General features: G+C 33.4%; 9 protein-coding genes and 1 tRNA gene. 8 read left to right on the forward strand and 2 right to left on the reverse strand.

Annotation, left to right across the window (positions count from 1 at the left end; translation table 11 throughout):
* The first annotated feature begins 7 nt into the window (after window positions 1-7).
* Both ACIDC4_RS05095 and ACIDC4_RS05100 read left to right on the forward strand, forming a co-directional pair.
* Window positions 8-93, forward strand: a tRNA-Leu gene (locus ACIDC4_RS05095).
* A 302-nt stretch (window positions 94-395) separates the two neighbouring features.
* Window positions 396-830, forward strand: coding sequence for a Cif family virulence factor (locus ACIDC4_RS05100; protein ID WP_412042024.1), 435 nt, complete (start codon window positions 396-398; stop codon window positions 828-830).
* Between the two features lie 4 nt (window positions 831-834).
* On the opposite strand, the gene ACIDC4_RS05105 is transcribed toward ACIDC4_RS05100, so the two are convergent.
* Entirely contained in the window at window positions 835-1,479 is a 645-nt protein-coding gene (locus ACIDC4_RS05105) for an endonuclease III domain-containing protein (protein ID WP_412042025.1), read from the reverse strand.
* Window positions 1,480-1,517: 38 nt separating this feature from the next.
* Window positions 1,518-2,384: an alpha/beta fold hydrolase gene (locus ACIDC4_RS05110; protein ID WP_412042026.1), complete on the reverse strand. Its 867-nt coding sequence runs from the start codon at window positions 2,382-2,384 to the stop codon at window positions 1,518-1,520.
* A 125-nt stretch (window positions 2,385-2,509) separates the two neighbouring features.
* On the opposite strand from ACIDC4_RS05110, the gene ACIDC4_RS05115 reads away from it, so the two are divergent.
* The 6 genes from ACIDC4_RS05115 (at window position 2,510) to ACIDC4_RS05140 (ending at window position 12,181) form a co-directional block, all read left to right on the forward strand.
* Window positions 2,510-3,937: a glycogen synthase gene (locus tag ACIDC4_RS05115; protein WP_412042027.1), complete on the forward strand. Its 1,428-nt coding sequence runs from the start codon at window positions 2,510-2,512 to the stop codon at window positions 3,935-3,937.
* Entirely contained in the window at window positions 3,927-5,207 is a 1,281-nt protein-coding gene (locus ACIDC4_RS05120) for a glucose-1-phosphate adenylyltransferase (protein ID WP_412042028.1), read from the forward strand. The genes ACIDC4_RS05115 and ACIDC4_RS05120 overlap by 11 nt, the downstream gene beginning before the upstream one ends.
* A 77-nt stretch (window positions 5,208-5,284) precedes the next feature.
* Window positions 5,285-7,189 (forward strand): 1,4-alpha-glucan branching protein GlgB, encoded by a 1,905-nt coding sequence (gene glgB / locus ACIDC4_RS05125; protein ID WP_412042029.1) that lies wholly within the window; start codon window positions 5,285-5,287, stop codon window positions 7,187-7,189.
* A gap of 203 nt (window positions 7,190-7,392) precedes the next feature.
* Entirely contained in the window at window positions 7,393-9,792 is a 2,400-nt protein-coding gene (locus tag ACIDC4_RS05130) for a glycoside hydrolase family 31 protein (RefSeq protein ID WP_412042030.1), read from the forward strand.
* An 86-nt stretch (window positions 9,793-9,878) separates the two neighbouring features.
* On the forward strand, window positions 9,879-10,691 hold the full coding sequence (locus tag ACIDC4_RS05135; protein WP_412042031.1) for a M48 family metallopeptidase: 813 nt from the start codon (window positions 9,879-9,881) through the stop codon (window positions 10,689-10,691).
* A 170-nt stretch (window positions 10,692-10,861) separates the two neighbouring features.
* Window positions 10,862-12,181 (forward strand): MFS transporter, encoded by a 1,320-nt coding sequence (locus ACIDC4_RS05140; protein ID WP_412042032.1) that lies wholly within the window; start codon window positions 10,862-10,864, stop codon window positions 12,179-12,181.
* The last annotated feature ends 86 nt before the right edge of the window (window positions 12,182-12,267 follow it).

Here is a 12,267-nt window from a genome sequence, read left to right on the forward strand (position 1 = left end):
ACATCATGCTCGGATGGTGAAATTGGTAGACACGCTGGACTTAAAATCCAGTGAACAGCAATGTTCGTGCGGGTTCAAGTCCCGCTCTGAGTACTAAAACTTCAATTGGCTTATGCTAATTGAAGTTTTTTTTTGGAGTAAAATCATTTTTTTTACTGCAAAGTTTTTTATCCAGGATACTTCTAAAAGTGTAAAGTTTGCAAAGCTTGTGAGCTTTGTCTTTTTTATAAAAGTAAAAAAAACACTTAGCATTCAGTGCGATATTTTTTCTCTCTCAAAGGTTTTAGATTGATCCTTTGTACGTCAAAAGGAAAAGCCTATAGATCTCGTATTTGAAAAAAAATATTTTAATTTTGAAATAAAGGCTTATTTTTAAAACTCAAAATATTTTAATCATGAAAAAGGTATTGCTATTTGTCTTTTTATTTTCTGTATCACTTTGTCACGCACAAAAACAAGATGTTCAGAGAGCAATAGAGATTTTTTTTGAAGGATTTCATCAAAAAGATACTGTGAAAATGCAATCTGTTTGTTCTTCTAAAATTATTTTACAGTCAATTAGCGACAGTACAGTTAAGGGAAATAAATTATCTGATGAAACTGCTAAAGAATTGTATAGATCGATTGCCTCAATTCCGTCAACAATGAAGTTTCGTGAAAAAATAATAAACTATGATATTCAGATTGATGGAACAATGGCTCACGTATGGGCTCCATATGAGTTTTTTGTCAATGACAAATTAAGTCATAGTGGGGTGAACACTTTTACTTTGTTTAAAGAAAAGGATATTTGGAAAATTATTTACTTAATAGATACCAGAATAAAATAATTTTTTAGATTACTTCTGTTAGATAATAATAACAAATATCGGCTAATAAACATTCTTCGCATTTTGGTTTTGGCCTGCAAATTTCTCTTCCTAAAAAAGAAATTGCCATTCCTATTTCTGACCAGATTGATTTCGGTAATACTTGCATAAGGTCTTTTTCCACTTTATTTCCGTCCTTACTTTCTTTTATGATGCCAATTCTTGGCGCTACTCGTATTACGTGCAAATCTGCAATAATGCCTTCTGCGGGTTTACCGGTTTCTCTTAAAATAACGTTTGCAGATTTTCTGCCAATTCCTTTTAATGCTGTTAATCCTTGCATCGTAGTCGGAATGTCTTCGTCATTTTTAATTGTTTGAGCAATATCTAACAGCCAGCCTGCTTTTGTGGGATAATTTCGAACTTTATTGATGTAAGGTATAAAAGTTTCAGTATCAGTTTTTGATAAACTTTTAAGTGTTGGGAATTTTTCAAATAAAGCTGGTGCAATTTTGTTGATATTAGCATCGGAATCCTGAGCAGATAAAACTACCATGACTAATAATTGGTAGGTGTTTTGATACTCTAGTGGATGCCTTTTTCCTTTATATTTTTTTAAAATAGGTTTTAGTTTAGTTTCCCAATTTGATGTTTCTCCAAATAAATCCATTTCCGTTTCTTTTAAATTAAAATATAACTATCACAAAATTAAGTAGTTTTGATGAAATCTATGATTTTTTTTATAACATTTTGATTTCCAAGTATTTTTCTGTGACCTAAACCTTCGGTAAGAAATAAAGTGCCATTTTGTAAATATTCATGAATATGAATTCCTGCTTGTGCCGGAACTTCAGGATCATCTTTATCATGTATTACCAAAACGGGAATTTGAATTTTTTGTGCTGCTCTGTAAGCTGAAAAATCATCCATCTTTACCTGATACCGCTCTTCAAAATGATCACGTAATCTATTACTGATTTCGGTTTTTAAACCCAATTTAGAAACAAATTCTTCCAGAATATCATGTACAATATCTCCACTACCAATAACAACAGCTTTTTTTACCTGTAAACCATCTTTAATTGCGTTTAAAACCGACATTCCTCCTAATGAATGCCCGATTGCAATTTCAAAAGGACCGTATTGTTTTTCGATCTCTAAAATCGAAGCGATAAACTCAGACATTATTGTTGTTTTTCCTTCAGATTTTCCATGTGCCGGAGCATCAAAACTTATGGTTGAATATCCATTTTGTAAAAGTTCGTCGGCTATTTTGAATAGTTGCGTTCCACGACCTGACCAGCCATGAACTAATAATACTTTATGTTCACTTTTTCCGTATTCGTAAGTGGTGATATTTTTATGAAGTGCAGGAACAAAAAAAGTATTCTTAGTGCTTTTTTGATCCATTTCAAGCTCGCGTTTTGGAACCTTATGTTTTACTGGTGTTGTAAAAAGCTTTGCCGCAAATTTGGTTACCAATTTAGGAGATATAAAAGCGAGTAATTTGCCGGATAGTATGATAACCTGCGGAATTTTTAAAGATTGAGTAGGATTTGTCGCCTTTTTTGCCATTTCAATAAATTTTTTCTGAAGCCTTAATTTTACTTATTTTTTCCTAAATTTAGGAAACATAAAAGTAGCATTTTAATAAATGCTTATTCAAAAAAATAATTGACAATTAGTTTATAAATTTTTACATGGAAATATTTCATATCAGTGCTGAGTGCTATCCTATGGCAAAAGTAGGCGGTTTGGCTGATGTTGTTGGTGCGTTACCAAAATATCAAATGAATGCCGGTCATGAGGTTCGCGTTGTTGTTCCTTGTTACGATACGAAGTTCAAAAATGAAAATAATTTTGAATGTGTTCATTGGGGAACCCTAAAATTGGGAAGTTTAGATTTCCCATTTAGCGTTTTAAAAGAAACAACGAATAAGCTTGGTTACGAATTATATCTCATAGAAATTAAGGAATTATTTGACCGGCCAAATATTTATGGATATGAGGATGATATAGAACGTTTTTTTTCTTTTCAGATTGCAACTCTGGATTGGATTGCTGCCCGTAAAAATGTTCCGGATATTATTAATTGTCATGACCATCATACGGGACTTATTCCGTTTTTGGTGAAATATGGTTATAAATATCAAAGTTTAAGGACTGTAAAAACAGTGATTACGATTCATAATGGCTTGTACCAAGGTTGGTTTGGCTTTGATCAATTGCATTATTTACCGGAGTTTGATTTAATTCATGTTGGATTTTTAGAATGGAATAATTCTCTTAATTCTTTGGCGGTAGGAGTAAAGTGTGCACATGCAGTTACGACTGTTTCACCAAGTTATCTGGATGAAATTAATGTCTCAGCAAATGGTCTGGAATCCTTATTTAATTCGGTTAGGGATAAATCAAAAGGTATTTTGAACGGAATTGATTTTGAAGTCTGGAATCCGGCAAAAGACCAAATGATTGCAGAAAATTATTCGATTGAAGCTCTGGAAACCGGTAAACAAAAAAATAAGGAAAAGTTATGTGAGCAATTTGATCTCGATCCTACGAAACCTTTATTTAGTTTTATTGGTCGTTTATTCGAAGAAAAAGGCGGGGATTTATTACCTCAGGCGTCGGCTTTGGCTTTATCTGAAAATTTTGAAAATATCAATATACTGATTTTAGGATCAGGAAATGCACAAATAGAAGAACAATTACTTCAGTTAAGAAATGATTACAATGGCAATTACAATGTTTTTATTGGTTATAATGAAGAATTAGCCCACTTAATTTATGCAGGCTCTGATTATATTTTAATGCCATCAAGAGTTGAGCCTTGTGGATTAAACCAAATGTATGCCTTGCGTTACGGAACTGTGCCCATTGTAAGAAGAACAGGCGGACTGCGTGATACTGTAATTGATTTTGGTGATAACGGAAACGGGATTTGTCACGATCAGGCTTCGGTTGGGGATATTTGCTATTCTATAAATCGTGCGGTGAAATTGTACGATGATAAATTAAATTTTAACACAATAAGAAAAAAAGGAATGACGATTGACCATTCGTGGGAAAGAGTTTGCCAAGAATATATTGAAATATACAACCTAATAATTGAGAAAAATGAAGTTTAAAAAGAAAAATGTAGTTGCTATTATTTTAGGAGGAGGACAAGGATCACGTTTGTTTCCGTTAACAGAAACCAGATCAAAACCAGCAGTTCCAATTGGTGGAAAATACCGATTAGTTGATATTCCTATTTCAAATTGTATCAATTCGGATATTTTTAAAATATTTGTTTTGACACAGTTTAACTCAGCATCTCTAAATGCACATATTAAGAACACTTTCAATTTTAGTATTTTCAGTCAGTCATTTGTAGATATTTTAGCAGCAGAGCAAACTCCGGATAATCCAACATGGTTTCAGGGAACTGCAGATGCTGTTCGCCAATGTATGTCACATTTTTTGAAACACGATTTTGATCATGCTTTGATTCTTTCAGGAGATCAGTTGTATCAAATGGATTTTAATGAAATGCTGGAAGCTCACATTGCAGCAGATGCTGAAATTTCTATTGCTACTTTACCGGTAAATGCCAAAGACGCACCTGAATTTGGGATTTTAAAAACATGTCATGAAAGTTATGTGGAGGCTTTTATTGAGAAACCTGATGCGTCACTTTTACCTGAATGGGAATCTGAAGTAAGTGATCACATGAAGGAAAAGGGTAAAAAGTACCTGGCTTCGATGGGAATCTATATTTTTAACCGTCAGTTATTAGAAGATTTAATGGCCGATCCTGAAACAAAGGACTTTGGTAAAGAAATTATTCCGCAAGCTGTTGGTAAACATAAAATTTTGAGTTACCAATACGAAGGATATTGGACAGATATTGGAAATATTGAATCGTTTTTTGAAGCCAATATTGGTTTAACGGCAGATATTCCTGAGTTTAATTTATTTGACAACGATAATAAAATTTTTACCAGACCAAGATTATTACCGCCATCAAAATTTAGAAATTCGGTTATCAATCAATCTTTAATTTCTGAAGGCTGTATTATTAATGCCAAAGAGATTAAAAGTTCTGTAATTGGTATTCGATCCAGAATTGGTGTTGGAACTGTGCTTGAAAATTGCTATGTAATGGGGAACGATTTTTATCAGGATCTCGACGAGATGAATCACGAAAGCAGTATCAATAAAATTCACGTAGGGATAGGAGAAAATTGTTTTATAAAAAATGTTTTGGTAGATAAAAACGTTCGTATAGGAAACAACGTTCATATTAACGGAGGCAAACATTTGGATAATTTTACAAACGAATTGTACAGTATAAAAGATGGTATTGTAGTGATAAAAAAAGGAGTTGTACTGTCGGATAATTTTAGAATTGAATAACAATTTTACAAAATAAATTTCAATACAAAAGTTTCAAATTCCAATAAAAATCAGCATTCCAATTATAAAAAACAAATATGAATAAAGTTATCACGCATTCTCTGTTTACTGATTTTGATATTGATTTATTCAAAGCGGGGAAACACTTCAAATTATATGAAAAATTAGGAGCACATTTAGTTGAAGTTAACGGAGTAAAAGGCGTTTACTTTGCAGTTTGGGCGCCAACGGCTCAATCTGTTTCGGTTGTTGGTGATTTTAATTACTGGACACAAGGAGAGCATTTATTGCAGGTACGTTGGGATTCTTCGGGAATTTGGGAAGGTTTTATTCCGGGTATCGAGAAAGGTACGCTTTATAAATATAAAATTCAATCCAACATAAATGGAGTTGTAACAGAAAAAGCCGATCCTTTTTCTTTATACTGCGAAAAACCGCCTCATACAGCCTCGGTTGTCTGGGATTTAGATTACAATTGGAAAGATGAAAACTGGATGCAATCCCGTAAGGAAAACAATGCTTTAGATAAACCTTATTCTGTTTATGAAGTACATTTAGGTTCTTGGAAACGTGGCGAAAACAATCGTTTTCTAACCTATTTAGAACTTGCAGATGATTTGGTAAATTATGTAAAGGAAACAGGTTTTACTCACGTAGAATTTATGCCAATAATGGAATATCCTTATGATCCGTCTTGGGGATATCAACTGACAGGGTATTTTGCGCCAACTTCAAGATTCGGGAAACCTCAGGATTTTATGGTTTTGGTTGATAAATTACATCAGGCTGGTATTGGAGTAATTTTAGACTGGGTTCCATCACATTTTCCTGATGATGCGCATGGTTTGGGCTTTTTTGATGGTTCGCATTTATACGAACATCCCGATCGCAGAAAAGGCTATCATCCGGATTGGAAAAGTTTGGTTTTTAATTACGGCCGCAATGAAGTCCGTGCTTTTTTAATTAGTAATGCCGTTTTTTGGCTGCAGCATTATCATGCTGATGGTTTGCGCGTTGATGCTGTTGCCTCGATGTTGTATCTTGATTATTCAAGAAATGACGGCGAGTGGGAACCTAATATTTATGGTGGAAGGGAAAATCTGGACACGATTAGTTTTCTTAAAGAGTTTAATGAGGTCATCTACGCTAATTTTGATGGAGTTCAAACTATTGCCGAAGAAAGTACTTCTTTCCCAATGGTATCGAGACCAACTTTTACAGGTGGTTTAGGATTTGGTATGAAATGGATGATGGGCTGGATGCATGATACTTTAAAATACTTCCAGAAAGAAACAGTTTATAGAAAATACCATCAGAATGATTTGACATTTTCGATGACGTATGCTTTTACCGAAAATTTTATGCTTCCGTTTTCGCACGATGAAGTAGTGTACGGAAAAAAATCTATTGCCAATAAAATGCCTGGCGATGAATGGCAGAAATTTGCCAATTTAAGGTTGTTGTACGGTTATATGTTTACACATCCCGGAACCAAATTACTTTTTATGGGTTCGGAATTTGGACAAAGTGATGAATGGAATTTTGAAAAAAGCCTCGATTGGCATTTACTTCAGTACGATTATCATTCCGGCATTAAAAAAGTGATTACAGATTTGAATAATTTGTACAAAACACAACCTGCTTTATATGAAAAGCAATTTACAGGAGAAGGTTTTGAATGGATTAATTATTCGGATCATCAAAATGCGGTGTTATCTTATATTCGAAAAGGAAATAATCCTGATGAAAATTTAATTGTGGTTTGTAATTTCACGCAAGTGGTTCGGGAAAATTATAGAATCGGGATTCCGAAAAAAGGCAAATTAGAAGAAATTTTCAATAGTGATGCTGCTATTTATGGCGGAAGCGGATTGGGTAATACAAATACTTTAAAAATTGAAAAAATCGCTTATGATGGAAGAGATTTTTCTGTTGAATTACTTTTACCTCCGCTAAGCGTTACCGTTTATTCTTTAGTATAAAAAACAGCTATGATTTTTCATAGTATCAATTTATCAATTTAACGTTTTAAAATTAGCGAATCGTTTGTTTTTTGGTGTCTAATTTAACACTCATTCAGAAAAAACGTTTTCGTGAATAAACCTTATATTGATATACGTTTATGTGCTTTTTTTGTATGTTTGAAAGAGAGATAAGCGTTATTATAATTAATTCATTTAGCGATATGATTACAAATACATCATTAGAATATAAAGGCGATTTATATCCGTCAAAAATCGTTTCATTTGAACATGAAGGCGATTCGATTTTTTTTAATACAGATAACAAAGTAATCTTAAAAGTCACTATTCTTAGAGACAGTTTAATTCGGTTTCGCTTTACAACAAAAGGATATTTCAGTAATGATTTTTCCTATGCAATTGATAAAACCCAGCTGCACGGTTATAATTTTTTAGAACTTACAGAAGAGGATACATATTTCCAGATTAGAACCAGTAAGGTAAAATGTAAAATTCAAAAAGCAGATCTTCGTTTGTCTATTTATGATTTAAACGATCTTTTGATTCTTGAGGATGAACTTGGTTTTCATTGGGAAGAAAGTTATGAATATGGTGGAAATATCGTAAAAATGAGTAAATCATCGAAAGATGGGGAATGTTTTTACGGACTAGGAGACAAAGCGACTCAAATGAATTTAAAAGGCAAAAGATTAGAAAATTTTGCTACAGATCAATATGCTTACCAGAAAGATCAGGAACCTTTATATAAAGTAGTTCCGTTTTATATAGGTTTACACAACAAACAATCTTACGGTATTTTCTTTGATAATACTTTTAGAACCTTCTTTGATTTTTGTCAGGAAAGAAGAAACGTTTCCAGCTTTTGGGCAGAAGGCGGTGAAATGAATTACTACTTTATATATGGACCACAAATGCAGGATGTAGTTACGACTTATACTGATTTGACTGGTAAGCCGGAATTACCGCCACTTTGGGTTTTAGGATATCATCAATGTAAATGGAGTTATTATCCGGAAAGTAAAGTAAAAGAAATTACATCTAAATTCAGAGAGCTTAAAATTCCTTGCGATGCCATTTATCTGGATATTGACTATATGGAAGGATTTCGATGTTTTACCTGGAATAAAAATTATTTTCCAGATCCAAAACGTATGGTTGCAGAACTGGCAGAAGATGGTTTTAAAACGATCGTCATAATTGATCCGGGAATTAAAATAGATAAAGATTACTGGGTTTATCAGGAAGCTTTAGAAAAAGATTATTTCTGCAAAAGAGCCGATGGACCGTATATGAAAGGTAAGGTCTGGCCAGGCGAATGTAATTTTCCTGACTATACAAATCCCGTAGTTAGAGAATGGTGGGCGGGATTATTTAAAGAATTAATTTCAGATATAGGTGTAAAAGGTGTTTGGAACGATATGAACGAACCCGCTGTTATGGAGGTTCCGAATAAAACATTCCCAATGGATGTTCGTCACGTTTATGACGGAAATCCTTGCAGTCATAGAAAAGCGCATAATATTTACGGCACACAAATGGCCAGAGCAACTTATCATGGTGTAAAACGATTTACATATCCTAAACGTCCATTTGTAATTACCAGATCAGCGTATTCAGGAGCACAACGTTATACTTCATCCTGGACAGGTGATAATGTAGCAACGTGGGAACATTTATGGCTCGCCAATATTCAGGTACAAAGAATGAGTATTTCCGGAATGGGATTTACCGGTTCTGATATTGGAGGTTTTGCAGAACAACCTACAGGAGAACTTTACGCACGTTGGATACAATTAGGTGTTTTTCACCCGTTTTGCAGAACGCATTCATCCGGAGATCATGGTAATCAGGAACCTTGGGCTTTTGATGAAGAAGTGATTAATATTACTAGAAAATTTGTGAGTTTGCGTTATCAGTTATTGCCGTACTTGTACACCATGTTTTGGCAATATATTGAAGAAGGAATTCCGATGCTAAAACCATTGGTTTATTACGATCAGGAAGATACGCAGACACATTATAGAAACGATGAATTCATCTTTGGAAATCAAATATTAGTATGTCCAATACTTGAACCTAATGCTGTAGGTAGACGCATGTATATACCAAGAGGTGAGTGGTATAACTATTGGACAAATGAGTTCTCAACAGGTGGAAGAGAAGTCTGGATTGATACTAAATTTGATGAAATTCCTGTTTTTATAAAAGCGGGTGCTATCATCCCAAAATATCCGGTTCAGCAATATGTGGGTGAACTTGAATTTGATGAATTAACACTTGATCTTTACTTTAAAAACGGAAAAGAAAAATCAGTAGTTTATGAAGATGCTCAGGACGGCTATGATTATAAAAAAGGCCGCTATAGCTTTTTATCTTTTAGAACAATAGGTAAAGAAAAAGAATTAATAGTTCAGCTTCATAAAGAAGGAAAATACGATACACCTTATTCAAAATATAAAATTAACTTAATTGGATTGCCATTTAAAGTAACAGAAATAGAAATTGATAATGAAATAATCGCTTTCGACAAAATTGCATTCGAAGAAAATCATTTCTTAATTGTTGATAAAGAGTTCAGTGAACTTCATATTAGTGGTGAATAAGTAAATTCTGATAAAAATTTACGTAATTATATAAAATAACAAATAATTATAATTGTATTTTTGTGTGTGTTAAAAATTTAAATATCATGAAAAAACATTTATTATCAGGAATTTTTGCAGCTGTTTTAGTTGTAGGATGTGCAACCAATCCTGTTACAGGAAAGAAAAATTTAAATTTCGTTTCGAACAGTGAATTATTTCCTTCTTCATTTCAGCAGTATAGCCAGTTCATATCTGAAAACAAGGTAATAACTGGAACAGCAGATGCTAAATTAGTAGAAGCTGTTGGGCTTAAAATAAAAAAAGCGGCAGAAAAATATTTAACTTATTTGGGACAAGCTCAATATTTAACTGACTATCGTTGGGAATACAAACTTGTAGACAATAAAGAAGTTAATGCCTGGTGTATGCCAGGAGGTAAAATTGTAGTTTATTCGGGAATTTTGCCGGTAACACAAAACGAATCTGGTCTTGCTACCGTTATGGGACATGAAGTTTCTCACGCATTAGCGAATCACGGTGCACAAAGAATGAGTGCGGCACAATTACAGCAAATTGGTGGTGCAGCCTTAGGGGCAGCAACAAGTGGAAAATCGGAAACAACTCAGCAAATTTTTGCTCAGGCTTATGGCCTGGGTTCTGAAGTAGGAGTTATGCTTCCGTTTAGCAGAAGCAATGAAACTGAAGCTGATAAAATAGGTTTAACGCTTATGGCCATTGCAGGTTATAATCCGGATGATGCAATTGCATTCTGGACCAGAATGTCTGCAAAATCAGGAGCATCAGGAACTCCGGAATTTATGAGTACTCACCCTGCTGATGCTACCAGAATTGCGAACTTGAAATCATTGATTCCAGAAGCAAGAGCTACGGCATTAAAAGTTGGTGTCATTAGATAACAAAACAGTTTACATAAGATAATTCAAAAGCTATTCTTTTCAGGGTGGCTTTTTTTATGTAAAAGATTAGTTTAAATTGTTTATAATTTATTAATACACGATTTATCAAATTTCTATTTGATTATAATAAAAAAAAGATAAATTCGTAGCCTGTTAACAAAACCATTTTTATGAAAGATTTACAAAAAGGAGATAAAAAATTATTAAACGCATGGGCTTTTTATGATTGGGCAAATTCTGTCTATACGCTTACAATCGCATCAGCAGTATTTCCTATTTTTTATGAAGCTTTATTTGCAGAACGTGACCATTATATTGATGTTTTTGGTATGCACTTAAAAAATTCAGCTTTAATTAGTTTTATTACAGCTACGGCATTTTTAGTAGTTTCTTTTATATCGCCTTTATTGTCCGGAATTGCGGATTATGTAGGGAATAAAAAAGCATTCATGAAATTTTTCTGTTATCTGGGAGCTTTATCCTGTATGGGTTTGTATTGGTTTGATTTAGATAATATTTATATTGGATTAGGTTTTTATTTTTTAGGACTGCTGGGATATTGGGGAAGTTTAGTTTTCTATAATTCATATTTGCCGGATATCGCGTTTGAAGAACAACAGGATAAAATTAGTGCCAAAGGATATTCGTTAGGATATATTGGTAGCGTTATTTTGTTGATTATCAATTTAGCAATGGTTATGAAACCAAAGCTTTTTGGAATCTCCGGTACAGATGGTGAAGCAGCTATGAAGGCAATGCGATATTCATTTATAATGGTTGGTGTATGGTGGATTTTATTCAGTCAATATACCTATTATTATTTACCAAAAGGAAGAAAAGAAAATGGACAAAAACTAACAAAATCTGTAGTGTTTAACGGATTTAAGGAATTGAAGAAGGTTTGGAGTTTACTACAGCAAAATATTCCTTTAAAACGTTATTTAGGAGGTTTTTTTGTTTCAAGTATGGCTGTACAGACCGTTATGCTTGTAGCAACTTATTTTGGGGCTCAGGAAATTCTGTGGTCATCTAAAGAAGAGGGAACTATTGGATTGATTATTTGTATTTTAATAATACAATTAGTGGCAGTTATTGGAGCTATTTTAACTTCAAAAGCTTCTGCAAAATTTGGAAATATCCCTACGCTTATCGGTATTAATTGTATTTGGGCTGCCTGTTGTGTTTTGGCATTTGTAGTTACTTTACCAATACATTTTTACGTGATGGCAACAGTTGCAGGATTTGTGATGGGAGGAATTCAGGCTTTATCGCGTTCAACTTATTCGAAATTATTGCCGGAAACAGAAGATACAGCATCATTCTTTAGCTTTTATGACGTTGCAGAAAAAATAGGAATTGTAATCGGAATGTGTCTGTATGGTATTATTGACCAAATAACAGGAAGTCCGCGTATAGCTTTCGAGATTTTAGGCGTTTTCTTTGTAATAGCAATTTTCTTATTGAGAAGAGTACCAAAAAAGGCACTTTAAATTAATAAAGTGCCTTTCGGGGGATTTAATTTGTCATAAATTAAGACAAATTGATTTGATTGATGATTGTAATTCTTATAACGTTT

The organism is Flavobacterium sp. C3NV (assembly GCF_046825355.2).
Lineage (GTDB): Bacteria > Bacteroidota > Bacteroidia > Flavobacteriales > Flavobacteriaceae > Flavobacterium.

Excerpts from the sequence above, each read along its gene's own strand:
- ACIDC4_RS05100 (WP_412042024.1), top strand. The coding sequence starts at position 396 with ATGAAAAAGGTATTGCTATTTGTCTTTTTATTTTCTGTATCACTTTGT.
- ACIDC4_RS05105 (WP_412042025.1), bottom strand. The coding sequence starts at position 1,479 with ATGGATTTATTTGGAGAAACATCAAATTGGGAAACTAAACTAAAACCT.
- ACIDC4_RS05110 (WP_412042026.1), bottom strand. The coding sequence starts at position 2,384 with ATGGCAAAAAAGGCGACAAATCCTACTCAATCTTTAAAAATTCCGCAG.
- ACIDC4_RS05115 (WP_412042027.1), top strand. The coding sequence starts at position 2,510 with ATGGAAATATTTCATATCAGTGCTGAGTGCTATCCTATGGCAAAAGTA.
- ACIDC4_RS05120 (WP_412042028.1), top strand. The coding sequence starts at position 3,927 with ATGAAGTTTAAAAAGAAAAATGTAGTTGCTATTATTTTAGGAGGAGGA.
- glgB (WP_412042029.1), top strand. The coding sequence starts at position 5,285 with ATGAATAAAGTTATCACGCATTCTCTGTTTACTGATTTTGATATTGAT.
- ACIDC4_RS05130 (WP_412042030.1), top strand. The coding sequence starts at position 7,393 with ATGATTACAAATACATCATTAGAATATAAAGGCGATTTATATCCGTCA.
- ACIDC4_RS05135 (WP_412042031.1), top strand. The coding sequence starts at position 9,879 with ATGAAAAAACATTTATTATCAGGAATTTTTGCAGCTGTTTTAGTTGTA.
- ACIDC4_RS05140 (WP_412042032.1), top strand. The coding sequence starts at position 10,862 with ATGAAAGATTTACAAAAAGGAGATAAAAAATTATTAAACGCATGGGCT.